Source organism: Solihabitans fulvus (assembly GCF_008386585.1).
In the GTDB taxonomy this organism is placed as follows: Bacteria; Actinomycetota; Actinomycetes; order Mycobacteriales; family Pseudonocardiaceae; genus Solihabitans; species Solihabitans fulvus.
Window position 1 is genome coordinate 1 of the sequence record NZ_VUOB01000033.1, and the last position, 23,965, is coordinate 23,965.

Below are 23,965 nucleotides of genomic sequence, written 5' to 3' on the forward strand. Positions count from 1 at the left end.
GCTCCTAACACAATGACTGTCCGACGGAGTGACGCCCAGCTGACGCCTCGCCGCGTTGTCGTCGCCCCACATGGCTCCGCCATGAGGGGCTCCTCCGCCTTGCGACGCGCCACCTGGACGCCACTCCCAGTCGAACGCCATTGTATTAGGAGCTCTAATGCGTCGTCGGATCCTGCGGGCGATTCTGCTCGCCGTCGCGGTTACGGGATTCGCGCTGGGCATACCGCTCGGTTACACCGCGCTGAAGGTGATCGGTGACGTCGAGCAGACCACCGTGACCTGGAGCGCCCAGAACATCGCCGTGAACCTGGACGACCAGTTCGCCAGCGGCCGGTCCATCAACCTCGACAGCGTCTCGAAGATGGTGCCCGAGGGCGCCTATCTGGTGGTGACCTCGAACGCGACGGGCACGCAGACGCTCGGCACCGACCCGGACCGCGACCACGACGGCGACGTCATCACGGCGAGCGCGCGGATCGCGCACCAGGGCACGGTGCTGCTGACGGTCTCGGCCCAACCGCTGCGCACCAGGCAGATCCAGGTCGCTGGCCTCGTCGTGCTGCTGGTGGTGCTGTCGGTCGGCACCGGCACGGTCGTGGCCACGGTCACCGCCCGCCGGCTGGCCGAGCCGCTCAAGCACGTCGCCGACCGCGCGCGGCGGCTGGGCGCTGGCGACTTCCGGCCCGACCCCAACCGGCACGGGGTGCCCGAGCTCGACCAGGTGTCCGAGGCGCTGGACACCTCGGCGGACGCGCTCGCCCTGCTGGTGCAGCGGGAGCGGGAGCTGGTCGGCGACGTGTCGCACCAGCTGCGCAGCCGCCTGACCGCGCTCCAGCTGCGGCTGGAGTCGCTGGCCGAGTACCCGGAGGAGCAGGAGACGGCCGGGGAGGCCAAGGCCGCGCTGGAACAGGCCGACCGGCTGGCCGAGGTGCTCGACGAACTACTCGCCGCGGCGCGGGCGGCCCGCGCGGTCGGCGCGGAGCCCATCGACCTGCGCGACGAGCTGTCCGCGATCTCCTCGGAGTGGCGCGACCCGCTGCGGGCGGAGGGCCGCACGCTGCGGCTGCGCGTGCCGGACGGCCTGCTGGCCAGGGCGACCCCGGCGCGGCTGCGGGAGGCGATCGGCGTGCTGCTGGACAACGCGCTGCGGCACGGCGCAGGCACGGTGACGGTGACCGCGCGGCAGGACGACAGCACGGTGGTCGTCGAGGTCAGCGACGGCGGGGACGGCGTGCCCGACGAGCTTGCCGGGCACATCTTCGAGCGTGGCGTGTCCGGCGGCGGTTCGACCGGCGTCGGCCTCGCGCTGGCCAGGGCGCTGGTGGACGCGGACGGCGGCAGGCTGGAACTGTCCACGGCCCGGCCTGCGATGTTCGCGGTCTTCCTCCCGGTGCCCAAGGCCGGCGACGTCCTCGGCGTCAACTGGCGGTCCGAGAGCACGCCCAGGTAGGCGAAGAACTGCTAGGCGAGGAACTAGATAGGCGAGGAACTAGGCGTGGCCGAGGCCTTCTTCCTCGGGGTCCTCGTCGTCGGCGACGAGGCGGATCTGGCGGCGGACGTCGGCCTCGGGGAACACCCACCGCTTGAACGCCCACCAGCGGAATGCCATCGCGATCAGGGTGCCGACGAGCTGCGCGCTGGTGAAGTCGGCGACCTCCTGCGCGAACCGGCTGACGTGCGGGACCTCGAGGTCGAGCAGGTACCGCGACACCCACAGCGGCACCGAGTTCAGCGCGACGCCGATGCCGCTGACCAGGAAGAACAGCGCGGCCTCGTGGTGGCGTTCCCGGCCGCCCCTGGTCCGGAAGGACCATTCGCGGTTGAGGATGTAGGACACGATCGTCGCGACCAGCGTGGCGATGACCTTCGCCGTCACCGGCTTCGGCGCGAGGACGGTGGTCTTGAGCAGCACGAAGATCGCCGTGTCGATGACGAAACAGGTGCCGCCGACGAGGGCGAACTTCAGCAGCTCGCGATGCCTGATCGCGAGGGAACGCAGCGGTTCCGGCAGTCGCGCGAGCACGGTCTCGACTACTGACACCCGCGCAGTCTACGGAGATCGGCTCGTCGTGCCCGGTCGAAGACCGTCGACGGGAGCCGTTGGTGGGACCCCCTGGCGGGGGACTACGCGACCTGCTCGTGGTCCTCGTCGATGTCAACGACGCGCAGGCGCCGGTTCGCGCGGGTGGAGCGCACCACCTCGGGGCGGGCGCCCGCCTCGGGGAACACCCACTTCTTCATGGCCCAGAACCGGAAGACCATGGCGAGCAGCATGCCGAGGATCGATCCGCTGACGAAGTCGGCGATCTCCTGGGTGAGCAGCGACACCGTCGGCATCCGCAGGTCCAGCAGGTATCGCGACACCCACAGCGGCAGCAGGGTGAGGCCGATACCGATGCCGCTGATCACGAAGAACAGCGCGGCCTCGTGGTGCCGCTCGCGGCCGCCCCTGGTGCGGAACGACCACTCGCGGCTGAGCACGTAGGAGGCGATGGTGGCGACCAACACGGAGATGGCCTTCGCCGTCAGCACCTTCTCGGCGAGCACGGTGTGCTTGAGGACGTACCAGAGGCCGTTGTCGATGACGAAGGTCGTGCCTCCGACCACGGCGAACTTCAGCAGCTCACGGTGCTTGTGGAGCATGGCCCGGAGTGGTTCCGGCAGACGCTTGAGCACACTGTGAACGACTGGTAGCACTCCGGCAGTCTACGGACGTCGGGTGTGGGCCCGGCGTGACCTTCGTCAAGTGCCTGATTTGCGCGGTTCTGCTCAGCTGGGGCACTTCCACGGCGGTTGTGGGTCGAACAGCCCCAGTCCCGGGTGCCACGGTGGCAGCGGGAGGCACGGCCAGGTCGGTCCCGGCTCGGTCGGCTGGGGCGGCGTCGTCACGATCGGCTGCGGTGGTGTCGTGGTGGTCGGCGGCGGCGCGGGCTGCGTCGGCAGCGTGGTCTGCGGCGGCGGCACCGGCAGGCCGGTCGTGCCTGGATCGCCGGTCGGTCCGGGGTCCGGCGGGCCGGGCGGCTTCGGCATGGTGCCGGTCGGCGGCCCGGTGACCGGCGGCCGGGTTCCCGTGGTGCTGGTCGGCGGGGCCGGGGTGGTCGTCGCGCTGGTCGGCGGCGGTGCCTCAGTCGGCGTCGTGGTCGTCGGCGGCGCGCCGGGGACGACCGGATCGGGCAGCGGGCCGTCGACGCAGTCGATCGGCACGTCCTGCGCGGCGCTCGCGGTGCCCAGCGTCACGGCGACGTGTAGCGTTTCGTGCTCCCACGGCCAGACGATCGCCCAGACGCCGGTGCTGAACGACTTGCCGGGGTCCAGCCGGACCGCGCAGCGGATCGCGGTCAGGCTCTGCTGGCACTCCGGCGAGGTCGCGAGGACCGCGCCGTCGGCCGGCCCGCTCACGGTGAGCACGGCGGTGCCGGCGTGGTTGCCCTTGTTGGTGACCGTGACGTTCACGCCGTGCCGGAGCCAGGGGAAGCCGAGCCGGGTGACGACCAGGCCGACGTCGTCGATCGGGGTCGGCGGCTGGACCTTGACCTGCACGGTGATCTGCACGTTGATGGCGACACCTGCGGTCAGCGTGCCGGTGATCTGCTCGCCGTCGACGGCGGTGTCGTCGGCCTGCAACAGGAACACGAAGGTGATCGTCTGGCCGGGTTGCAGGCCGCTGGCGCTGGTGCAGACCGGCAGCGCGCACCGCAGGTCGCCGGGGCCGCCCGCCGCGTCGAGCATGATCTTCGGGTCGGCGGCGAAGTTGGCCGGGCCGACCACGTGCACGCCCTGGGGCAGGGTGAGCGCGGTGGTGATCGGGTCGGACGCCGCGGTCCCGCTGTTGGTGACGGGGAGACGTAGTTCGGCCGGCTGGCCGCCCGGAGTCAGGCTGATGCCGCCGCTGGGCACCGTCGGCACCAGGGTCGGCGAGCCGGGGGTCGGGGGCGGCGAGGTCGGCGGTGCGGTCGTCGGGGGCGCGGACGGCTGCGTCGGCGACGCGGGCGGCTGGGTTGGCGACGCCGGCGGCTGGGTCGGTGGCGGCTGGGCCGGGGGCGTCTGCGCCGGCGGGTTCTGTTGCGGCGGCGGTGTCTGCGCGGGCGGCTGCTGCGGCTGGATGGTCGGCGGCGGCAGGGCGGCCTGGGCGGGCGGGATGCCGTTGTTCCCGTTGCCGGCGGTGAGGGCGATGGCGATCGCGACGGCCACGGCGGCGGCGGACGCGCCGAGGCCGATCAGCTGCCGAGGCAGCGACGACGCGGCCCCGCCCGCCGCACCGGCCGACGAACCGCTCGAACCGGCCGCGGCCCCGGCGGCGCCCGCCTTGACTGCGACGACGCCCGCCGTGCCGGCCGTCCCAGCCGAGCCAGCCGCGGTGGCCGCAGCGGTGGCCTTGGTTGCGCTCGCGATGGCGAGGTAACCGGTCGTGCCGGCACCGAGCACCAGCGGCGCGATGATGCCCCGCAACGCGCCGTTGACGTCGGCGAGCTCGGCGGCCAGCGCGCGGCACTGGTCGCAGCCGTCCAGGTGGGTCTCGACCTGGGCCGTCTCCCGCTTGGACAGTCCGTTTCGGATCCACGCGCCGAGCCGGTCCACGGTCGCGCGGCAGCGTTCCGCGGTGTTCTCGGCGAGGTGCACCTGGAGGTAGGCCTGGCGCAGGCCCTCGCGGGCCCGGTAGGCCAGCGCGGACACGCCGTTGGGGGTCAGGCCCAGCAGCGGCGCGACCTCGGCGGGCGACTGGCCCTCGATCTCGGTGTGCCACAGCACCGCCTGCCACCGCTCGGGCAGCCGGGCGAACGCCTTCGCGGCCATCGACCGCTCAAGGCCGGCCACGGCCGTGTCGCGGAAGGGCACGGAGACCTTGTCCGTGTCGGCGACGGTGGTCACGTCGTCGGACAGCTCGATCTTGCGGTCCCGGCGCGTCTTGTCGTATGCGGTGTGCCGCAGCGCGGTGAGCAGGTAGGCGCGAAAGGCGGAGTCCGGGCCTCGGCCGGCGCGCAGCGTGTCGAGGACCTTCGCGAACGCCTCGGACACGAGGTCGTCGGCCTCGGCGGAGGACCGCGAGAGCTGGCGGGCGAGGTTGTGCGCGGCCGAGACGTGCCGTTGGTAGAGCTGGCCGTAGGACTCGATCGTCCCACCGCGCACGGACTCGATGAGCTCGGCGTCGCTGGGCCCCTGAACGTCAGCCGGAACGGTCGACAAGTTGGACTCCTCCTCCAGAGGCACGACACACCGTCACCACCGGCCGTCCGCGGCCGTCGGTAGCGGTGCGCATTCCTCAGCGTCGCCAGTGTGACGGATCTGGTAGCCCAACGTCACGCCAAACCGCTCAACCGGTTGCACCGAAATCCCGTCACACCGCGCCTCTGTGTGCGTCACAAGATCGAGGGATGACCGGAAGGAGGCAGGCCGAGTGGGAGTTCGCGAGATCCCGTCGTGGCGCGCGCGCTTGACCCGGACCAGGACGACGGAGGATCGGCTCCGTGCGCTGCGGTCGCGGTGGCGGACCGCCAGCATCGCCGCTGGTTGGCTGTTTCCGAGCGACTGGGCGTTGACCGAGGTGGACGCGGTGTGCGAGGCCGCGATCACCGGCGGCGACCTGGCCAAGCCGTTGGCCAGGCTCGGCAGGGCACGGGCGGACTCCGGGGCGAGCCTTGAGGAGACCCTCCGGGACCTCGCCGCGTTCCACGCTGTGTGGTCGAATCCGTCCTTCTCGACCGGAATGGTGTCCCCCAATATCGACGCGATGCCCGCTTCGTTGCTCAAAGTGATCGCTTTGGGGTGGGCGGACGCACCCGGCACGCCTCCCGCGGGCTGCACATCCGAGGACGGTCTCACCGGTTTGGTCACACCCTGTTACCTCCGCACGCGGCTCGCCGAGGTGTACCGCGAGGCCGAGGCGGCCGGCCGCGAGCCGGGCACCGACCACGTGCTGGTGTTCGTCGCGCTCGACCTCAGCAAGGCCGTCGGTTGGTCGAGGCTCGTCGCGATGGCGCTGGTCGCCGACGCCCTGCGCGCCGTGTTCGCCGGCGGCGAGACCCTCGCCTCGGTCGGCCCCTCGGTGGTCGCGGTCCTCGGCAGGCGGGACGGCCTCGCGGAGTCGCTGGCCAACGTGCGCTGGCTGGTCAAGGACAAGCTGGCCGTTGACCCCAACGTGCAGCCGACCGGGCCCGCCAGGATCTGGCTCGAGCGGCTGCCCGACACCCACCAGGCCGCCTGCGACCTGCTGGTCCGGGTCGGGCGCAGCTGACGGAGTCGACCGGCGGAACTCGACCATCACGGCGTCAACTAGGCTGACCTGCCGGTATTGACGATCTCGAGCGCGACAAGCAGGTCATCAGAGTGGACGCACGCACCGGCCTTCCCACCGTCGGCATGATCGGCGGCGGCCAGCTCGCCAGGATGACGCACCAGGCGGGCATTCCGCTCGGCCAGTCGCTGCGGGTGCTGGCCGAGTCCGAGAACGACCCGGCCGCGCTGGTCGCCAGGGACGTCGCCTACGGCAGGTACACCGACCTCGACACCCTCCGCACCTTCGCCAAGGGGTGCGAGGTGGTCACCTTCGACCACGAGCAGGTGCCGACCGAACACCTGCGCGCGCTCGTCGCGGACGGCGTGAAGGTGCACCCCGGCCCCGACGCCCTCCTGCACGCCCAGGACAAGCTGGTGATGCGGCGGCGGCTGGCCGAACTCGGCCTGCCGGTGCCGCCGTTCGCCGAGGTCGCCGACGTCGGCGACGTGCTGCGGTTCGGCGCCGAGCACGGCTGGCCGTGCGTGCTCAAGGCGATCAGGGGCGGCTACGACGGCCGGGGCGTGTGGATGCTGAACACCCCGGAGAGCGCGCAGCGGGTGGTGCCCGAGCTGATCGCCTCCGGCGTCCCGCTCATGGTCGAGCAGTGCGTGCCGATGCGCCGCGAGCTGGCCGCGCTGGTGGCCCGCTCGCCGTTCGGCCAGGGCGCGGTGTGGCCGGTGGTGCAGACCGTGCAGTCCGACGGCATCTGCGTCGAGGTGCTCGCGCCCGCCCCCGACCTCGCCCCTGGGCTCGCGGCCGAGGCGCAGCAGCTCGCCCTGCGAGTCGCGCACGAGCTGGCGGTCGTCGGCGTGCTGGCCGTCGAGCTGTTCGAGACCGACAACGGCGTCGTGGTCAACGAACTCGCCATGCGGCCGCACAACTCGGGCCACTGGACCATCGAGGGCGCCCGCACCTCGCAGTTCGAGCAGCACCTGCGCGCCGTGCTCGACTACCCGCTCGGCGCGACCGACCTGGTCGCGCCAGCGGTGGTCATGGCCAACGTGCTCGGCGCGGCAGGCCCGCCCGAGATGGGCCCCGACGAGCGCCTGCACCACCTGTTCGCCCGGTTCCCCGACGCGCACGTGCACCTGTACGGCAAGGCGGAGCGGCCGGGCCGCAAGATCGGCCACGTCACGTTGTTCGGCGAGCGGATGGACGACGTCCGCGCCAGGGCGCGGCTGGCCGCGCACTGGCTGTCCGACGGCGAATGGCTGGACGGCTACGACATCCACGGAGGGCAGGGCGAGTGACGCAGCAGGACCCGATGCCGTTGGTCGGCGTGATCATGGGCAGCGACTCGGACTGGCCGGTGATGCAGGCCGCCGCGCAGGCGCTCGCCGAGTTCGACGTGCCGCACGAGGTCAGCGTGATCTCCGCACACCGCACCCCGCAGCGGATGCTCGACTACGCGACGGGCGCGGCGGCGCGCGGACTCCGGGTGATCATCGCGGGCGCGGGCGGCGCTGCGCACCTGCCCGGCATGGTCGCGTCCGCGACGGTGCTGCCGGTGGTCGGCGTTCCTGTGCCGCTGAAGTACCTGGACGGCATGGACTCGCTGCTGTCCATCGTGCAGATGCCGGCCGGCATCCCGGTGGCCACCGTGTCCGTCGGCGGGGCGCGCAACGCGGGCCTGCTCGCGGTGCGCATCCTCGCCGCGGCGGACCCCGCGTTGCAGGAGCGGGTGGCCACGTTCCAGGCCGAGCTGGAGCAGCTCGTGCTGGACAAGGACGCGGCGCTGCGCGCCTCGCTCGGCTAGCTCGAATCAGCCCCACCTCGATGTGACGGCGATCACAATCGGATACACGTGGGAGCGCACAGCAGATCCGTGGGTCTCCGCGTTCATCACGCGAAGACCCACGGAGGTTCGATGACGTTCGAGGAGTTCGCGCAGACGCGGTTACCCGCGCTGCTCAGATATGCCGTGGCACTCACCGGCGAACGCGGCCTCGCCGAGGACGTCGTCCAGGAAGTGCTGGTCCGCGTGCACGCCAGGTGGCGCTCGGTCGAAAGCCTCGACCAGCCGGACGCGTACGTGCGCAGGATGGTCGTCAACGAGTACCTGTCCTGGCGGCGGCGGTGGGCCAGGTTCGTGCCCTCGGCGTCGGTCAGCCCGCCCGAGCCCGACACCCCCGACCACGCCACCAGGCACGCCGACCGCGACGCGCTGCGCGCCGAACTCGGCAGGCTGCCCGCGCGGCAGCGGGCCGTCCTGGTGCTGCGTTACTACGAGGGCCTGACCGACCCCGAGATCGCCGAGGTGCTCGGCTGTGGAGCCAGCACCGTGCGCGGCTACGCCACCCGTGCGCTCGCCACTCTGCGGGTCGACCCGAGGACACGCGACCTTGTGACGGAGGACCGATGACCCGCACGGAAGACGACCTGCGCGCGATCCTCGCCGCAGAGCAGGATGTGCCCGCCGCCGAGCCGGTCATGGCCAGGGTGCGGCACGGCATCGTCAGGCGTCGCCGCCGGCGGATGGCCTCGGTCGCCGTTGCTGCCGCGGTCGTGGTCGGCCTCGTGGCGACGTTGCCGTGGCTGCTGTCCAGCAGTCGCCGCGCCGAGCCGGCCGGGCCGCACGGCGTCGCGCCGACGACCATCGCGACGAGCGCGCCGAGTCGGCCGCCCTCGGTCGGCAACACCATGGACGGCGTGCGGCCGACCCGGCCGGCGTTCTCCTTCACGGTCCAGTTCGTGGACACCCCGGAACTCACGGTCAAGCCGGTGGGCGTCAGCCCCGCCGTCCAGTGGATGACGGTGTACACCTCGAGCACCTCGTGGGCGGACGTCGCCGTGTACGAGCCCGGCGCGTTCGACCCGTCCTGGTATCTCGGCGGGTACGCCTACACCCTCGGCCACGGGCAGGGTTTCTACCGCGAGGAGCCGTGGCCGGGCATGCCGGGAATCAACCAGGGCGTGCTGGCCTGGGAGTACCGGCCCGGGGCATGGGCGACCGTGCATGGAGAGAGCGGCTTTCCCGCCTCGCTCGCCAAGCTGGCCGAGAAGGTGTCGTTCGGCCAGCCGACGCCGTACCGGGTGCCGTTCCAGCTCGACCACCTGCCGGAGGGGCTGCGGCCGAACTACGTGGGCCAGTTCCCTGGCCGGAATGGCACGCTCGTCGCGTTCGACCGGCCCGGCCTGCGTGCGGACGGCCCGGACACGGAGCCCCTGTTGCTCGGCGTCGTGGCCACCAAGGACGGGGGAGCCGCGTTCTCCCTCGATGCGGTCATCGGCGGGCCGATCGGCGGACGCAAGCTGACGGTCGAGAACGCCGCGACGACCATGGACTCGCGCCGCGGCGCCGCCGTCACCGTCGGCAAACGGGACTGGACCGCGGACGAGGTGCACGCCGAGTTCGAGCGGCTCAACGCCGCGCTCACCATGGCGGACCAGACGAAGCCCGACTCGTGGCCGGAGGCCGCGCAGGCCATCGGCGGCCGCTAGGCACAGCTGGTGCGGTGTCCGGGNNCCCGGACACCGCACCAGCTGGTCTCTCAGATCGGGGCGTGTCTGCTCAGTCGCACTCAGGCGAACAGTTCGGCGAGCAGCTCGGGGCCGATGACGATGGGGGCGGGGCGGTAGGCGGGTGGCTGCGTGCCCATCAGCTCGCGCACCAGAAAGTCCCAGCAGCGCTTGCGGACGTAGGTCAGGCAGTCGATGTACGTGTGCTCGGCCCCTGGCACGATGAGCAGCTCGAAGTCCTTGTCGGCGGCGATGAGCCGGTCGGCCAGCCGCAGCGTGTGGTCCGGGTGGACCTGGTCGTCCATTTCGCCGTGCACGAGCAGCAGCTTGCCAGCCAACCGATCCGCGAGGTCCACGTTGGAGGCGCTGGCCCAGGCCTCGGGATTGTCCGCGCCGTCGTAGGACTCCACGAAGCCCAGGTTGAAGTAGCGGGCGTCGTGCGAGCCGGAGAGGGCGACCCCGGTCCGGTACACCTCGGGGAAGTCCAGCATCGCCCGCGCGGCGGCGAACCCGCCGCCGGAGTGGCCGAACGCGCCAACCCGGTCCAGGTCCAGCCACGGCCGGGTCTCGGCCAGCTGCCGCAGCGCCGCGACGTGGTCGGCCAGGCAGCCCGCGTCGGCGAGGTGGCCGTAGGAGGCGTCGTGGAAGGACTTGCTCCGCCCTGGGGTGCCTCGGCCGTCCAGCGCGACCACCGCGAAGCCAAGCGCCGCAAGGGGTTCAGCGTCGAGGCCCATGCCGCCTGGGTCGAAGCACGGGGCGACCCGGTTGACCTGCGGGCCGGGATAGACGTTGTCCACCACCGGGTAGCGCTCGGCCGGGTCGAATCCCCTCGGCCGGTACAGCACCCCGTAGATGTCCGTCACGCCGTCGGCCGCCTTGACGCGGAACCGTTCCGGCGCCGTCCAGCCGGTGGCGGTGAGCTTGCTGATGTCGGCGCGCTCCAGCTCGACCAGCACCCGTCCGGTCCAGTCGCGGACCGTCGTCACCGGGGGAGTGTCCACAGTGGACGCCGAGTCGATGAAGCACTCCTGGCCGGCCGACATGGTGACGACGTGGTCCAGCTCGTCGTCGGTGACCCTGGCGAAGCCGGAGCCGTCCAGGCCGACCCGGCACACCGTGCGTCGGTACGGGTCCTCCTCGACCAGCCCGGAAGCGGTGAAGTACACGACTCGCTCGGCCTCGTCGACGCGCAGGATCTGCCGCACCGCCCACTGCCCGGCGGTGACCTGGCCGAGCAGCGCGCCGGTGCGCAGGTCGTACCGGTACAGGTGGCCCCAGTCGTCCCGCTGGGAGTACCAGAGCACCTCGTCGGCGAGCACCCGCACGATCGGCGGCTCGTACGCCCACTGGTTGGGCTCCACCCGGGTGGCCCCGGTCTCGCTGACCACGGTGGTGACCTCGCCGGTGGCCGGGTCGAGCCGGTGCAGGGTGAGGGTGCGCAGGTCGCGGGGCCGGCTGAGGTAGTACACCGCCGACCCGTCCTCCGCCCACCACGCCCACCTGGTCATGATCGGCGACAGCTGCGGCATGAGCAGCGGCTCGGCCTGTGCCCGGACCACCGTGCCCTCGGCGACGTCGAGCACGACCAGCTCGGCCGTCGGCATGTGCTCGTCCCCGGCGTAGGCGTACCGCTGGGTGTGCGTGAGGGGCGCGCCGCCGTCGGCGGGCCTGGCCTCCACGAGGTGGGTCTGTCGGACGTCGCGCTCGTCGGTCCGGTGCGCCAGCACCTTCGTCGAATCGGGCGACCAGGCCACCGAAGGCGGCAGGTAGGGCAGGCCGATCTTGCGCAGCAAGGTGCCGTTGGCCGTGCAGTCCGGGCCGGAGCCGTACTGGTAGTCGGGCTCGCCGTCGGTGGTCAGCGCCCACTCGCGGCCGTCGGACAGCGAGCGTGCCCACAGGTCGTGCCCCCGCCGGGACACCGCGACCTTCCCGTCGGGTGAGGGCACCTCCAGCGGGTTGCCCGGCGGCGTGAACTCGGCCCGCTCACAGGTGTAGCTGTCCAGACGGCAGCGCCAGTACTCGCCGAACGCGGCGAACTCCACGGCGTTCCCGGCCAGCTCGATGGCCGCGAACGGCAGGGCCTCGGGGTCGACCTGCTGCCCGGAGGCCGCCGCCAGCGCGGCGGCGAGCCTGGCGTGGTCGAAGGCGGGCTCGCGGGTGCCGGCCGCAGGGTCGACCAGCACGAACCGCCGCCCGGCGCCGTTGCTCACCGCGTACCAGAAGCGGGCGCCTCCGTCGATCCACTGCGGCCTGACCTTGTCGCCGACGACGAGCTCGCCGGGGCTGGTCGGTCGGCGGAAGAGCTGCTCCGCGGCTTGGTAGTCCTGAGTGGTGCTCACTGTTTTCCGTCCTTCTTCGGTGTGGTTCTTGGCACCGTGCTGCCGCGGAGGCGCCGGTAGGGCAGGGGTGGGGATGGTCTCGACGATCGGTGCTCCTCAGAGGCTGCGGGCGGTGATGTCGCCGTGGGAGGTGGTCGCGCGGATGGCCAGGCCCGCGGTGCCGTCGGCGTTCATGAGCGCGTTGTCGATCCGGCCGTGGTTGGTGCCGGCGTCCAGGGAGGCGGAGACCCCGTGGGCGGCACCGACCGACACGTCGCCCATCTGGGTGGTCAGCACGACCGCGCCGCCCATGGCCTCGGCGATGGTGATGTCGCCCTTCCCGGTGCTGATCTCCGAGGGGCCGCCGAGGCGGCCGACCGAGACGTCACCGGCGTGGGCGACGAGGCGGACGCTCGCGGCCTCGTCGAGCTTGATCGCGCTGTCCGTGCCGTACGCGCCGTCGAAGGCGACGTTCCCGAGCCGTCCGACGCCGCGGAGTTCGGCGCTGCCGGCCTTCGCCTCGACGTGGGAGCCCGCGGGCAGCTGGACCGTGACCTCGATGGATCCGGAGGGGCCGAAGTACTGGTTCTTGGCCGCCGGGGCCTCGATCCGCAGGACGCCGTCGAGGTAGGCGACCTCGATCTCCTCCGCGGCCTTCACGTCGCGGCGCTTGGTGGCGTTCACGGGCCGGATCTCGACCGTGGTGTCGGTGCGGTCGGCGGCGATGAACTGGACGCGGCCGGCGGGGATGTCCAGGACGGTGGAGATCAGGGCGGGGGTCTCGAACTTCTGCATTGTTCTCTCCTGTTGCGATCTTGTTCTCGGTGTTTCTGACAACGCAAACGCTACGTTGCGTTCCTAGATCGTGCAACAGCTTCGTTGCGTAAAAAGTGCATCAATGCAGGTGAGAGCTTGATTATCATTGCAACAGTGCTGATTTTAACGCAACGACGATGCTGTCTTCCGTTGCATTGGATAGAGAGTGAACGCTATGCTTGCGGCGTCAGGGACGGGTGAAGGGAGATCGCGATGCCGGGAGGCAGGCTCACTCAGCAGGAACGCCAGCAGATCGCGCTGGGGCTGGCCGAGGACCTCCCCTATGCGGAGGTCGCCAGGCGGCTCGACCGCCCCACCTCGACGATCACGCGTGAGGTGATGCGGAACGGCGGCCCCACCGCCTACCGCGCCGACCTGGCCCACCGCGCCACCGAACGCCGCGCCCACCAGCGCAGGCGGGCTGTGCCCCGAGAGCAGCAGGCGCCGGGGCAGGCCAACGGGCGCGACGCCGAGGCCGTGCGCGAGTACGAGGAGACCTTCGCGACCGTCTTCATGAGGCAGGGCCTGCCCAAGATGACGTCCCGGGTGCTGGCGGCCCTCTACACCACCGACGCGGGCAGCCTCACCGCGTCCGAACTCGTCCAGCGCCTCCAGGTCAGCCCGGCGTCCATCTCCAAGGCCGTCACCCTGCTCGAAAGCCAGAGCCTCATCCGCCGGGACCGCGACGAACGCCGCCGCGAGCGCTACGTCGTCGACAACGACGTCTGGTACCAGGGGATGATCGCCGCCGCCCGGGCTCACGCCCAGCTCGTCGAGACCGCACGGCAGGGCGCCAGCGTCCTCGGCCCCGGCACCCCGGCCGCCGTCCGCCTCGAGAACATCGCCCGCTTCGTCGACTTCGTCGGCGAGGCTATTTCCCGCGCCGCGGAGCAGGCCCGCGACATCCTCTACACGCAGCCCGAACACCCGCAGGCCGAAACGACCTCAGACGACACCGCAACGCCAGGTCCGGAGCGCGGATAGCCGGCCGTGACCGTCGCGACGGTCACGGCCGTCGCGGTTAGTCCTTGGCCTGCTTCCTCGGCCTGGCGTCCAGCGCCGCCGCTTCCTCGGGGGTCGGCGCGCTGCCGCCAAGGTGCGCGGGCTGCCACCAGGTCTCGTCGGTGGCGGGCGCGTCCGGGTACTCGGCCTGCGCGCGGTCCAGCAGCGCCTGCATCCGGACGTGCAGCTCCTTGTTGATCACGTCCTGGTCGTCGCTCGACGCGGGCCGCAGCGGCTCGCCGATGAGGATCGACACCGGCACGTGCCGCTTGGTGAGGTCGCGCGGCTGGCCCTTGGTCCACAGCCGCTGCGTGCCCCACACCGCCATCGGGATGAGCGGCACGTCGGCGGCCACGGCCATCCTGGCCGCGCCCGACTTCAGCTCCTTGACCGTGAACGAGCGGCTGATCGTCGCCTCGGGGAAGACCCCGACGACCTCGCCTCGGCGCAGGGCGGCGACCGCGGCCTCGTAGGCGTCCAGGCCTGCGGCGCGGTCGACCGGGATGTGCCGCATGCCGCGCATCAGCGGGCCGGACAGCCAGTGCGTGAACACCTCCTGCTTGGCCATGAACCGCACCAGGCGCTTGGCCGGGCGGGCGCCGTAGCCGCAGAAGATGAAGTCGAGGTAGCTGATGTGGTTGCTGGCCAGCACCGCCCCGCCGGAGCTGGGTATGTGCTCGGCCCCCTCGACGTGGATGCGCAGGTCGAGGGCACGGAATAGGCCCTTCGCCGCCGCGATGACCGGGGGGTAGACCAAATCCGCCATGCCTTGACCGTAGCCGCAGTTCGGGCGCGGGGCCGACGTGTCGCGTTCTGGTGGCCTGTCGTGCCGGCGGCCACCAGAACGCGTCGACTGACTACCTGTTCCTGCGTGCTGTTCCTACTCGGGGTTCAGATCGCGCAGCGCGATCGGCGCGCCAGCCAGATCCTCTTCGTTGCAGAGCAGCTTGACGTCGTAATACGGCTTGCCGTCGCGATCGTCGTAGTCCAGATGGATGGCGATGACATCGACGGGTTCACCCAGCCAGTCCTGGGCTCGCCGTAGCCAAGCGGCGGACCGCTCGAGGGCGGCTGGAAGATCGTCGTCGCGGAACTCCACCGGCCGGTAGGGGACCCCCTGGACCTGGTCGCCTTGGTGTGCGGGCTGGGGCAGGTCGACGGCGACGCCAGACTCGTTGAGTTCGAGTTGGATCGTTTCCTCACTCACCTATCAAGAGTCTCCCAGCTTTGAATGTCGGGCAACCCCGTGGGTGGGCAGGGTTGCGACCGACGGCACAGGCGGGAGGGCGTGAACGAGGGCTAACATCCAGGGCGAGCAGTAGCTACCGGTCGGTAATCAGGAGGGGTGCGGTGAACCCGAGCTTCGACACCTATCAGTTGGCGGAGGAGCACGACGCCCTACGTGAGGCGGTTCGTGCGCTCGCCGAGAAGGAGATCGCGCCGTACGCCGCCGAGGTGGACGAGCAGGAGCGGTTCACCACCGAGGCGCACAGCGCGTTGGTGAAGTCCGGTTTCGCCGCCGTGCACATCCCGGAGGCCTACGACGGTCAGGGCGCGGACTCCGTGGCCACCTGCATCGTCATCGAGGAGGTCGCGCGGGTGTGCGCGTCGTCCTCGCTGATCCCGGCGGTGAACAAGCTCGGCACCATGCCGATCCTGCTGTCGGGCTCCGAGGAGCTGAAGAAGCAGGTGCTGCCGTCGATCGCCAGCGGTGAGGCGATGGCGTCCTACGCGCTGAGCGAGCGCGAGGCGGGCTCGGACACCGCGTCGATGCGGACCAGGGCGCGGCTGGACGGCGACCACTGGGTGCTCAACGGCGCGAAGTGTTGGATCACCGGGGCGGGCGAGTCCAGCTGGTACACGGTGATGGCCGTGACCGATCCCAACGCGGCGAAGAAGTCCAACGGCATCTCGGCGTTCGTGGTGCACAAGGACGATCCGGGCTTCGAGGTCGGGCCGAAGGAGCGCAAGCTCGGCATCAAGGGCTCGCCGACGCGGGAGATCTACTTCCAGGACTGCACGATTCCGGCGGACCGGATCATCGGCGAGCCGGGCACCGGCCTGAAGACCGCGCTGCGGACCCTGGACCACACCAGGCCGACGATCGGCGCGCAGGCGCTCGGCATCGCGCAGGGCGCGCTGGACCAGGCGATCGCCTACGTCAAGGACCGCAAGCAGTTCGGCAAGGCCGTCGCGGACTTCCAGGGCGTGCAGTTCATGCTCGCCGACATGGCGATGAAGATCGAGGCCGCGCGGCACATGGTCTACGTCTCGGCCGCGCGCGCCGAGCGTGGCGAGCCGAACCTGGGCTTCATCTCGGCTGCGGCCAAGTGCTTCGCCTCGGACGTGGCGATGGAGGTCACCACCAACGCCGTCCAGCTGTTCGGCGGCGCGGGCTACACGCGCGACTTCCCGGTGGAGCGGATGATGCGCGACGCCAAGATCACCCAGATCTACGAGGGCACCAACCAGATCCAGCGCGTGGTCATGTCTCGCGCCCTGCTCGGCTAGTCAGACGAGCTTCGCCGCGGCCGGTCCGAATTCGTTCGGGCCGGCCGTTCGGCGTTTCGGGCGCGGGGGACCGCTGGGCACAGGGGCGTTAGGCACAGGGGCGTTCGGCCTGCGTGTTTGCCCACGAGAGCATCACCAGGACGTCCGCGCGGGGCAGGACCCTGCCGGGGTGGCTCACGGTCATGTGGACGTCCAGCACGTCGTCGAGCCACTGTCGGTCGCGGCCGCACACCCGGAACTCGCAGCCGGGCGCCGGGCACGGCACCCACAGGCGGGGTGCGTAGCGCGGGTCGCGCAGCGCGGCGGTCCGTCGTCGTGTTGTCCGCTGATGTTCCGTCATCGCCTCCGGCTTCCGGGTTGCCGAGCCTGCCCTCCGGGGGTACCCACATCGGACGGCCGTCAACCCCACTCGATGTGCTGAACCGCGAGCGCCGGTGACATTTGTCAGGCCGCAGCGGTGATGTCCGGCACACCCGCCGCCAGCCGCCCGGCCCTAGCGTGCTCTGCGGGGGCTTGGGGAAGGCCTGCGGATCGGCCCGGCGCTGGGGGTGCCGGGCCGATCCGTGTGTGTCGGGACACGCTGCGTAGCGCCTTTACCCCGTTTTTAGTTGAACTTTCATACTGTTACCACTCCTGCACGAAACGATCGAGGAGTGCGTATGCAGCGGGTTCGGGATCTGATCGCGTTGATCGGCCGGGTGGCCGTCGGCGCCGTCTTCATCGCGCACGGCTGGCAGAAGCTCAACACGTGGGGCATGGACGGCGCGGCCGCGGCCTTCGGCAAGATGGGCGTTCCGGCCCCGACGCTGTCCGCCTGGTACGCGATGATCGTCGAACTGGCCGGCGGCGCCCTGCTGATCATCGGCCTCGGCCTGCCGATCGTCGGCATCCTGATCGCCCTGGACATGCTGGGCGCGCTGGTGTTCGTGCACGCCCACAACGGGATGATCGGCGCGGGCGGCTACGAACTGGTGCTCGCGCTCGGCATCGCCGCGCTGGTCCTCGGCTTCCACGGCGGCGCGTTCTCGATCGACCGCGTGCTGTCGCGCCGCCGCCTCCCGGTCCTGACCGGAAGCTGAGCCGGCTGCCAGGAAGGTTCCTAGAGCTGGATGGTGATCCTTTCACTGGCCACCCGTGCGGCGAGCTTGTCGGGGTTGGGGCTGCTGACCTGCACCAGCGAACCGCCGCCGGCCAGCACGGCGAGCAGGCCGGCGACCAGGCCGTCCGGCAGCGTCCACGCCAGCGAGGACAGCACCCGCGAGTCCGCGCCGATGCCGAGTGCGTCGGCGCGGGCTCGCGCTTGCGCGACCAGTTCGTCCACAGTGGACGTTGGGATTGCCTGCGCGGTGCCGGGAAGTCGTTGCCACGGCGTGAAGTCGTCGCCGTGGATCCGCACGTCGTCGAGGTAGTCGACCGCGCCGCCCTGCGGCTGCTCGGGCAGGCCGCGCCCCATCGGGTCCAGCGAGGCGACGGCGACCACGTCGGCCCCCGGCGCGTCGACACCAGGCGGCACCATGGCGACCTTCGCGCCGGCCGGGTCGTCGGTCACGATCGCGCCGCACCACCACGCGCCGAGCAGCGCGCCGACGGTCTGCCAGTGCGCCGGCAGCAGCACCGCGACCGCGTCACCCGGCTCGACGTCGTGCTCGTCCCGCAGCCAGTTCGCGGTCTTCGCGGCCCAGTTCGCGATCGTCGCCCTGGACAGCTCGACCCGTGTGCCGGTCGCGTCGTCGTAGTGCGTGATCAGCGGTCGCGCCGGACCGGCCGCGAGCAGCGGCGCGAACAGGATCTCGGTGACGCTCAACGGAAAGCTCCTCGATGCCGGCGCGGACGTCAGTCCACGCAGCGGGTGCCGGCGACCGTGATGGGCGGCTCCTGGGCCGCCCTGGCCCTGCCGGCCTGACCATCCAACTGGATGACGGGCGGCGGAGCCAACCGCGCCGTGGTGTCCGAGGTGGTCGGCGCGGCGGGAGTGCCCTGCGGCGCGGACGAAGTCGCGGCAGGGGCCGAGGTCGGCGCGGGCTTGTCGGCGCTGAGCAGGCCGGTCACGAACGAGTGCACCTGGTCCCTGTCCACGGTGACGATGCTCTGGCCGCGATCGTTGTGCCCGTTGATGTCGGTCACCGGGATGGTGGTGAAGTCGAGGTTCCCCGAGGCGAGCCCCTGCGCCTGCTGGAGGAAGCCCGCGATGTTCCAGTTCTGGTCGAGCACGACCGACTTCTTCGTCGCGTCGAGTAGCCCGTTGAGCTTGGTGGGGTCGGTCAGCGTGCCGGCGGAGAGGATCTTCTGCGCCGCCGAGGCCAGGAACACCTGCTGCCGCACGATCCGGTCGAGGTCGCCGCGCGGCAGGTTCTTGCGCTGCCGCACGAAGGACAGCGCGTCGCCGCCGGACACGGTCTGCGCGCCGCGCCGGAAGTTCGCGCCGGAGTCCGGGTCGCTGGTGGCGTGGTTCAGGCAGATCTCCACGCCGCCAACGGCGTCGGTGAGCAGATAGAAGCCGTAGAGGTTGATCTCCGCGTAGTGGTCGACCCGCAGCCCGGTGAGGTCCTGTACGGCCTGCACCAGCGCCCGCCTGCCCGCCTGGTCGGACTTCTGCTCGATCTCGGCGTCGTTCGTCGCGCCGCTCTCGCGCATTTGTTTCGCGGCAAGGAACTTGACCGCGCCGTAGGCGGAGTTGATCTTGTCCTCGCGGTAGCCCGCGATCGGGACGTAGGTGTCCCTCGGGATCGAGATCGCGTGCGCCTTGCCGCCGTTGTTGGGGATGCGCAGCACGATCAGGGTGTCGGTGCTCACGCCGTCGCTCGCCTCGGTGCGCAACTCCCTGAGCACCTTGGCCGGCAACGGGTTGCCCTGCATGTCGGTCCGGCTGTCGCTGCCGACCAGGAGGATGTCGGTCGCACCGTCGTCCACCGGCGGCGAGTTGGGCACCGAGGACAGCTCGGTCAGCACGTCCGTGGTGTTCACGTTCTCCTGGAAGCGATGCAGCGTCCGCCAGCCGATCCCGGCCGCGGCGAGCACCGCCACCGACAGCAGGGCGACCACGACGCGCGCCGAGATCAGGGCCACCGCGCCGACGCGACTCCCTCGGCCCCGCCGCACGGCAGGTGGCTCGGCAGGCTGCTCGGCGGGTGCCTCGGCCGACGGTTCAGCAGTCGACTCGGCCGAGGGCTCGGCGGCCGACTCAGCGGCCGGCTCGGCAGACTGCTCAGCGCCCGACTCGGCAGGCTGCTCGGCGGGTGCCTCGGCCGCGCCGGTGCCGGCGTCGGGCGGTTCCTCGGACGGCTCGTGCGGCGCTTGCTCGTGCGGCTCGCCTGGCTCTTCCGGACCGGCGGGGATGGTCCGGTCAGTCACGTGGTCCTCCTCGGACCGCGGTCGCGGTGCGACGGCGCGGGTGTTCGGCTGGGTGGTGACCACAAGGCTAACGAGCGAGCCGCCGATAGTCGCTCTACCTGCGCTGTCGGCGTGCCCTTCGGTCCGCAGGACACTGCCCGGACGTCACATCTAGTTCACGCAGGGAATGCCGTCGGCGGTGATCAGCTGACTGGTGCTGGTCGGCGGGGTGCTCGTGCCACCGTGCTGTGTGGACGGCTGGCCGGCCATGCGTTGGACGTCAGTCGGCGGGGGCGCGCTCGGCGACGTGGTGAGGTGCGGTCCCGAGGCCGACGACGACGCCGACGGCGCGGACGAGGACGCCGAAGACGTCGGCTGGCTGTCCGTGGCCAGGCCGGACACGAACGCCTTGACCTGCTTCGGATCGACCGGCAGCACGTTGCCGTCGCCGTAGGTGTCCGTCGGCTCGCCGACCGGGATCGTGCGGAACTGGATGTTGCCGCTGACCAGTCCCTGCATCTGCTCCGCGAAGGTGGTGATGTCCCAACCCTGGCTCAGCACCACGGACTTCTTCACCGCGGTGACCAGCTTGTCCAGCTTGTCGCTGTCGGTCAGCGTGCCGGTGGACAGCACCTGCTTGGCCAGCGCGCCCATGAACACCTGCTGCCGGGTGATCCGGTCGAGGTCGCCGCCTGGCAGGTTGTACCGCTGCCGCACGAACGCCAGCGCCTGCGCGCCCTCGACGGTCTGTAGGCCCTTCTTGAAGTCGGCGCCCGACTTGTCGTCGCTGGTGGCCTCCTTGAGGCACACCTGGACGCCGCCGATGGCCTTGCTGATCTCGTAGAAGCTCGCCAGGTTCACCTCGGCGTACCGGTCGATCGTGATCGCCCCGCCGGTCAGCTGCTCGATGGTCTTGATCAACGTCTTGCGGCCGGCGAGCGCGGCCTCCTGGTTGATCCGGTTCTGGTCGGTCACGCCCTGCCTGGCGAGGTCGGCCGCGATGGTGTTGCGCTGCCGCGCGAACGCCGAGTTGAGCTTGTGCTTGCCGAAGCCGTCCGCGATGTCCACGTACGAGTCGCGGGGGAACGAGAACGCCACGGCGCGCGTGCCGTCGACCGGGATGTGCACCAGGATCATCGTGTCGGTGTTCTGCTCGCCGTCGGCGACGCCGGCGTTGAGCAGGTCGAGTACCTCGGGAGACAGCGGCTTGCCCTGGGCGTCGGTGCGGCTGTCCAGGCCGACCAGCAGGATGTCCACGGCGCCGTCGAGCGGCTTGCGCGCGTCCTTGTTGACGGTGGACTCGATCACGTCGATGGTGACGGTGCCCTCGTTGATCGTCCGGACCTTGGCCCAGCCCCACCAGGTGACGGCGAGCACGGCGGCCGAGAGAAGTGCCACGACGCTCCGCGCGGCGGCGAAGGCGACCCGGTTGACGGTGCGCCTCGGCGGGCGGGCAGTGACCAGGATCTCACTCTCGGACTCCGGCGCGAGGCCGTCGAGTACCGAGTCTTCCCTTGCCAGTGGCGGACGCTCGTCCACTCCAGCTCCTCCCGGGCGTGCTGAGCTGGCACGTTCGGTGGCAGCTGGCGCGTTCCCGAACACCCAGATTAGTCGTGCTGGGGTCGAATGCGCGTTGTCTTCCCCTACATGATGACGTGCTGGGCCACGATCGGGTTGCCCGCCTGTGACAGACCGTTATCTAAGCAGTCGTGACAGACTTTCGGAGGCAGTTCCGACGGGGTTCGAAGGACGGTCAGGCGATGCGGGTACTCGTGACGGGTGGGGCCGGGTTCATCGGCTCGAACTATGTGCGGCGGCTGGTTGGCGGTGCCTATCCGGCGATGGCCGACGCCGAGGTGGTGGTGCTCGACAAGCTCACCTACGCCGGTAACGAGGACAACCTGGCTCCGGTCGCGGACAGCCCGAGGCTGCGGTTCGTGCAGGGCGACATCTGCGACGCGAAGGCCGTCGGCGAGCTGATGACCGGCGTCGACCTCGTGGTGCACTTCGCCGCCGAGTCGCACGTCGACCGCTCGATCAGCGGCGCGGCCGACTTCGTGGTCACCAACGTCGTCGGCACGCAGACGCTGCTCCAGGGAGCGCTGGAGGCCGGGGTCGGCAAGTTCGTGCACGTGTCGACCGACGAGGTGTACGGGTCGATCGACGAGGGTTCCTGGTCGGAGGACCGCCCGCTGCTGCCCAACTCGCCGTACTCGGCGTCGAAGGCGTCCTCGGACTTGTTGGCTCGCGCCTTCCACCGCACGCACGGGCTGCCGGTGTGCATCACCCGGTGCTCGAACAACTACGGGACGTACCAGTTCCCGGAGAAGGTCATCCCGCTGTTCGTCACGAACCTGTTGGACGGCAAGAAGGTTCCGCTCTACGGCGACGGCCTGAACGTGCGCGACTGGCTGCACGTCGACGACCACTGCCGGGGCATCCAGCTCGTGGCCGAGGGCGGCGCGGCCGGCGAGATCTACAACATCGGCGGCGGCACCGAGCTGACCAACCGCGAGCTGACCGAGCGGCTGCTCGACGCGGTCGGCGCGGACTGGTCCTCGGTCGAGCCGGTCACCGACCGCAAGGGCCACGACCGCCGCTACTCGGTGGACATCACCAAGATCAGCACGGAGCTGGGCTACGCGCCGCAGGTGTCCTTCGCCGACGGCCTCGCCGACACCGTGCGCTGGTACCGGGAGAACCGGCAGTGGTGGGAGCCGCTGCGTCAGCGCGCCGCGCTGGCCGGGAACTGACCGCGGTGGGACTCGCGTTGCTGGTGCCCGGCGGTCGCGGGCAGCTGGGCAGGGACCTCGCCGCGCTGGAGCCCTCGGACGGGTTCCTGCACGCGCCGAGCTCGGCCGAGCTCGACGTGACCGACCGGGACGCGGTCGCCGACGCCGTCGCCTCGCTCGCCTCGGCGGCGCGGGACGCCGGCCTGCGGCCGGTGGTGCTCAACGCCGCCGCCTACACGGCCGTCGACGCGGCCGAGACCGACGAGGACAGGGCGTTCGCGGTGAACGCGGACGGCCCGAGGTTGCTGGCGGACGCGTGCGCCGCGCAGGACGTGCCGCTCGTGCAGGTGTCCACGGACTACGTGTTCGCCGGGACGGCGACCACACCGTACGAGCCCGGCGACGAGACCGGCCCGCGCTCGGCGTACGGGCGCACCAAGCTCGCCGGCGAGCGTGCGGTGCTGGCCGGCTGGGAGCGGTCCTGGGTGGTGCGCACGGCGTGGGTGTACGGCGCGGTCGGCGGCAACTTCGTGAAGACCATCGCGCGCCTGGAAGGCGAGCGCGACACGCTGTCCGTTGTGGACGATCAGCGCGGCTCGCCGACCTGGTCGGCGGATCTGGCGGCCGGCCTGGTCGAGCTGGCCGGCCTGGTGGCGCTGCGGCGCGGCCCGGCGGCCAGGGTGTTGCACTGCACCGGCGGCGGCGACACGACGTGGCACGGCTTCGCCCGCGCGGTGTTCGAGGAGCTCGGCGCTGATCCGCAGCGGGTGCAGCCGTGCGGCACCGAGGCGTTCCCGAGGCCGGCGCCGAGGCCCGCGTACGGGGTGCTGTCCGGGGCGGCGTGGCGGGACGCTGGCCTGACCTCGCCCCGGCCGTGGCGGGAGGCGCTGCGTGCCGCGTTCGCCGCGCACGGTGACGCGTTCCGGGGAACGGCGCCCGCAAACTGACACGCGCTTTACCTGATCACATACTTTCGAATGGCAGGATATTCGATCCGGTCCACTTGGAATGTCGGAATGGCCCGGCTCCTGTTGGTCCATTCCGGTGGGTTGGTGCCGGAAACGGGCGGATAAGCTCCCCCGTTCGCGCAATGTGCGCGACCCTATTCGTCATGCCTGAACACCGGAGCGACGACGAACCTCGGAAACGCCGCCCTGGTCGCCGCAATCCCGAGGACGAGCGCCATCGATTCCTCCGCGATGTCGCCGAGGCGACCGGCGCGGACCGCTGGGCCGTGCTCGACCTGGTGGACGCGCGGGAGTCCCCCGCGGCCATCGCCGCCGCGACCAGGCAGCTCCAGGCGCTCGCCGAGATGCCGGAGCCGCGCCGCCGCCGATGACCGGATCGGGTGAAGTTGCTGGTCTGGGGCCGTTCGCCGGGGCACGCTCGACGCCATGTCCGCGGACGAAGAAGAACGCCGCCGTTTCCTGCGGCACGCCGCCGCCGTGGCTGGGTGCGACGCAGCACCCCCACTCGAACTCGTCACCGAGACCGGCGGTGCCGGCGACCCCGAGTCCGCCGCT

Annotated in this window: 23 protein-coding genes; 12 read left to right on the forward strand and 11 right to left on the reverse strand. The window is 71.2% G+C overall.

The features are described 5' to 3' along the window. Positions 1 to 157 precede the first annotated feature (157 nt). Complete coding sequence (locus tag F0L68_RS19030) at positions 158 to 1,450, forward strand: sensor histidine kinase (protein WP_149850955.1); 1,293 nt, start codon at positions 158 to 160, stop codon at positions 1,448 to 1,450. Between the two features lie 39 nt (positions 1,451 to 1,489). On the opposite strand, the gene F0L68_RS19035 is transcribed toward F0L68_RS19030, so the two are convergent. The 3 genes from F0L68_RS19035 to F0L68_RS19045 form a co-directional block, all read right to left on the reverse strand. Then, positions 1,490 to 2,041, reverse strand: a complete 552-nt coding sequence (locus F0L68_RS19035) for a GtrA family protein (RefSeq protein ID WP_149850956.1) — start codon at positions 2,039 to 2,041, stop codon at positions 1,490 to 1,492. A gap of 83 nt (positions 2,042 to 2,124) precedes the next feature. After that, positions 2,125 to 2,643, reverse strand: coding sequence for a GtrA family protein (locus F0L68_RS19040; RefSeq protein ID WP_149850957.1), 519 nt, complete (start codon positions 2,641 to 2,643; stop codon positions 2,125 to 2,127). Between the two features lie 126 nt (positions 2,644 to 2,769). Continuing rightward, positions 2,770 to 5,184, reverse strand: a complete 2,415-nt coding sequence (locus F0L68_RS19045) for a sigma-70 family RNA polymerase sigma factor (protein WP_149850958.1) — start codon at positions 5,182 to 5,184, stop codon at positions 2,770 to 2,772. Between the two features lie 211 nt (positions 5,185 to 5,395). Here F0L68_RS19045 and F0L68_RS19050 point away from each other — a divergent pair, with 211 nt between their 5' ends. From F0L68_RS19050 to F0L68_RS19070, 5 genes are all read left to right on the forward strand, one after another. Continuing rightward, positions 5,396 to 6,232: a GGDEF domain-containing protein gene (locus F0L68_RS19050; RefSeq protein ID WP_149850959.1), complete on the forward strand. Its 837-nt coding sequence runs from the start codon at positions 5,396 to 5,398 to the stop codon at positions 6,230 to 6,232. A 92-nt stretch (positions 6,233 to 6,324) separates the two neighbouring features. Further along, positions 6,325 to 7,524, forward strand: a complete 1,200-nt coding sequence (locus tag F0L68_RS19055) for a 5-(carboxyamino)imidazole ribonucleotide synthase (protein ID WP_149850960.1) — start codon at positions 6,325 to 6,327, stop codon at positions 7,522 to 7,524. Between the two features lie 14 nt (positions 7,525 to 7,538). Beyond that, complete coding sequence (gene purE, locus F0L68_RS19060; RefSeq protein ID WP_149851053.1) at positions 7,539 to 8,030, forward strand: 5-(carboxyamino)imidazole ribonucleotide mutase; 492 nt, start codon at positions 7,539 to 7,541, stop codon at positions 8,028 to 8,030. Between the two features lie 111 nt (positions 8,031 to 8,141). Beyond that, positions 8,142 to 8,636, forward strand: a complete 495-nt coding sequence (locus F0L68_RS19065; protein WP_149850961.1) for a SigE family RNA polymerase sigma factor — start codon at positions 8,142 to 8,144, stop codon at positions 8,634 to 8,636. Further along, positions 8,633 to 9,715: a hypothetical protein gene (locus F0L68_RS19070; RefSeq protein WP_149850962.1), complete on the forward strand. Its 1,083-nt coding sequence runs from the start codon at positions 8,633 to 8,635 to the stop codon at positions 9,713 to 9,715. The genes F0L68_RS19065 and F0L68_RS19070 overlap by 4 nt, the downstream gene beginning before the upstream one ends. A gap of 80 nt (positions 9,716 to 9,795) precedes the next feature. On the opposite strand, the gene F0L68_RS19075 is transcribed toward F0L68_RS19070, so the two are convergent. Next, the gene (locus F0L68_RS19075; RefSeq protein ID WP_149850963.1) at positions 9,796 to 12,072 is read right to left on the reverse strand and encodes a S9 family peptidase; all 2,277 of its coding nucleotides are present in this window, start codon (positions 12,070 to 12,072) and stop codon (positions 9,796 to 9,798) included. Positions 12,073 to 12,168: 96 nt separating this feature from the next. Then, the gene (locus F0L68_RS19080; protein ID WP_149850964.1) at positions 12,169 to 12,846 is read right to left on the reverse strand and encodes a DUF4097 family beta strand repeat-containing protein; all 678 of its coding nucleotides are present in this window, start codon (positions 12,844 to 12,846) and stop codon (positions 12,169 to 12,171) included. 234 nt (positions 12,847 to 13,080) lie between these two features. Here F0L68_RS19080 and F0L68_RS19085 point away from each other — a divergent pair, with 234 nt between their 5' ends. Then, positions 13,081 to 13,851 carry a GbsR/MarR family transcriptional regulator gene (locus F0L68_RS19085; RefSeq protein ID WP_149850965.1) on the forward strand — a complete coding sequence of 257 codons (771 nt, stop codon included), beginning with the start codon at positions 13,081 to 13,083 and terminating at the stop codon, positions 13,849 to 13,851. A gap of 37 nt (positions 13,852 to 13,888) precedes the next feature. On the opposite strand, the gene F0L68_RS19090 is transcribed toward F0L68_RS19085, so the two are convergent. Continuing rightward, positions 13,889 to 14,635 carry a lysophospholipid acyltransferase family protein gene (locus F0L68_RS19090; protein ID WP_149850966.1) on the reverse strand — a complete coding sequence of 249 codons (747 nt, stop codon included), beginning with the start codon at positions 14,633 to 14,635 and terminating at the stop codon, positions 13,889 to 13,891. 114 nt (positions 14,636 to 14,749) lie between these two features. After that, a complete protein-coding gene (locus F0L68_RS19095; protein WP_149850967.1) occupies positions 14,750 to 15,076 on the reverse strand; it encodes a hypothetical protein in 327 nt (108 codons plus the stop codon). A gap of 143 nt (positions 15,077 to 15,219) precedes the next feature. On the opposite strand from F0L68_RS19095, the gene F0L68_RS19100 reads away from it, so the two are divergent. Then, complete coding sequence (locus F0L68_RS19100; RefSeq protein ID WP_149850968.1) at positions 15,220 to 16,380, forward strand: acyl-CoA dehydrogenase; 1,161 nt, start codon at positions 15,220 to 15,222, stop codon at positions 16,378 to 16,380. An 88-nt stretch (positions 16,381 to 16,468) separates the two neighbouring features. Here F0L68_RS19100 and F0L68_RS19105 read toward each other — a convergent pair whose 3' ends face one another. Beyond that, a complete protein-coding gene (locus tag F0L68_RS19105) occupies positions 16,469 to 16,720 on the reverse strand; it encodes a hypothetical protein (RefSeq protein WP_149850969.1) in 252 nt (83 codons plus the stop codon). 319 nt (positions 16,721 to 17,039) lie between these two features. Between F0L68_RS19105 and F0L68_RS19110 the strand changes: the two genes are divergently transcribed. Beyond that, positions 17,040 to 17,459, forward strand: coding sequence for a DoxX family protein (locus F0L68_RS19110; protein WP_149850970.1), 420 nt, complete (start codon positions 17,040 to 17,042; stop codon positions 17,457 to 17,459). A 20-nt stretch (positions 17,460 to 17,479) separates the two neighbouring features. On the opposite strand, the gene F0L68_RS19115 is transcribed toward F0L68_RS19110, so the two are convergent. The 3 genes from F0L68_RS19115 to F0L68_RS19125 all read right to left on the reverse strand — a co-directional run bounded on the left by F0L68_RS19115 (position 17,480) and on the right by F0L68_RS19125 (position 21,249). Next, positions 17,480 to 18,184, reverse strand: coding sequence for a TIGR03089 family protein (locus F0L68_RS19115; RefSeq protein ID WP_149850971.1), 705 nt, complete (start codon positions 18,182 to 18,184; stop codon positions 17,480 to 17,482). Between the two features lie 29 nt (positions 18,185 to 18,213). Further along, positions 18,214 to 19,731, reverse strand: a complete 1,518-nt coding sequence (locus F0L68_RS19120; RefSeq protein WP_223198933.1) for an LCP family protein — start codon at positions 19,729 to 19,731, stop codon at positions 18,214 to 18,216. Between the two features lie 150 nt (positions 19,732 to 19,881). Continuing rightward, complete coding sequence (locus tag F0L68_RS19125) at positions 19,882 to 21,249, reverse strand: LCP family protein (RefSeq protein ID WP_223198934.1); 1,368 nt, start codon at positions 21,247 to 21,249, stop codon at positions 19,882 to 19,884. 221 nt (positions 21,250 to 21,470) lie between these two features. Here F0L68_RS19125 and rfbB point away from each other — a divergent pair, with 221 nt between their 5' ends. The 3 genes from rfbB to F0L68_RS19140 all read left to right on the forward strand — a co-directional run bounded on the left by rfbB (position 21,471) and on the right by F0L68_RS19140 (position 23,781). Next, a complete protein-coding gene (gene rfbB / locus F0L68_RS19130; protein ID WP_149850972.1) occupies positions 21,471 to 22,463 on the forward strand; it encodes a dTDP-glucose 4,6-dehydratase in 993 nt (330 codons plus the stop codon). Continuing rightward, the gene (gene rfbD / locus F0L68_RS19135; RefSeq protein ID WP_149851056.1) at positions 22,460 to 23,389 is read left to right on the forward strand and encodes a dTDP-4-dehydrorhamnose reductase; all 930 of its coding nucleotides are present in this window, start codon (positions 22,460 to 22,462) and stop codon (positions 23,387 to 23,389) included. The genes rfbB and rfbD overlap by 4 nt, the downstream gene beginning before the upstream one ends. A 164-nt stretch (positions 23,390 to 23,553) precedes the next feature. Beyond that, on the forward strand, positions 23,554 to 23,781 hold the full coding sequence (locus F0L68_RS19140) for a hypothetical protein (protein WP_149850973.1): 228 nt from the start codon (positions 23,554 to 23,556) through the stop codon (positions 23,779 to 23,781). Positions 23,782 to 23,965: the final 184 nt, after the last annotated feature.

Bases quoted from the DNA above. Each gene is read 5' to 3' on its own strand.
- F0L68_RS19105 (WP_149850969.1), bottom strand. From the start codon at position 16,720: ATGACGGAACATCAGCGGACAACACGACGACGGACCGCCGCGCTGCGC.
- F0L68_RS19065 (WP_149850961.1), top strand. From the start codon at position 8,142: ATGACGTTCGAGGAGTTCGCGCAGACGCGGTTACCCGCGCTGCTCAGA.
- F0L68_RS19080 (WP_149850964.1), bottom strand. From the start codon at position 12,846: ATGCAGAAGTTCGAGACCCCCGCCCTGATCTCCACCGTCCTGGACATC.
- F0L68_RS19030 (WP_149850955.1), top strand. From the start codon at position 158: ATGCGTCGTCGGATCCTGCGGGCGATTCTGCTCGCCGTCGCGGTTACG.
- F0L68_RS19040 (WP_149850957.1), bottom strand. From the start codon at position 2,643: ATGCTCCACAAGCACCGTGAGCTGCTGAAGTTCGCCGTGGTCGGAGGC.
- F0L68_RS19085 (WP_149850965.1), top strand. From the start codon at position 13,081: ATGCCGGGAGGCAGGCTCACTCAGCAGGAACGCCAGCAGATCGCGCTG.
- F0L68_RS19140 (WP_149850973.1), top strand. From the start codon at position 23,554: ATGCCTGAACACCGGAGCGACGACGAACCTCGGAAACGCCGCCCTGGT.
- F0L68_RS19110 (WP_149850970.1), top strand. From the start codon at position 17,040: ATGCAGCGGGTTCGGGATCTGATCGCGTTGATCGGCCGGGTGGCCGTC.
- F0L68_RS19090 (WP_149850966.1), bottom strand. From the start codon at position 14,635: ATGGCGGATTTGGTCTACCCCCCGGTCATCGCGGCGGCGAAGGGCCTA.
- rfbB (WP_149850972.1), top strand. From the start codon at position 21,471: ATGCGGGTACTCGTGACGGGTGGGGCCGGGTTCATCGGCTCGAACTAT.
- F0L68_RS19070 (WP_149850962.1), top strand. From the start codon at position 8,633: ATGACCCGCACGGAAGACGACCTGCGCGCGATCCTCGCCGCAGAGCAG.
- purE (WP_149851053.1), top strand. From the start codon at position 7,539: ATGCCGTTGGTCGGCGTGATCATGGGCAGCGACTCGGACTGGCCGGTG.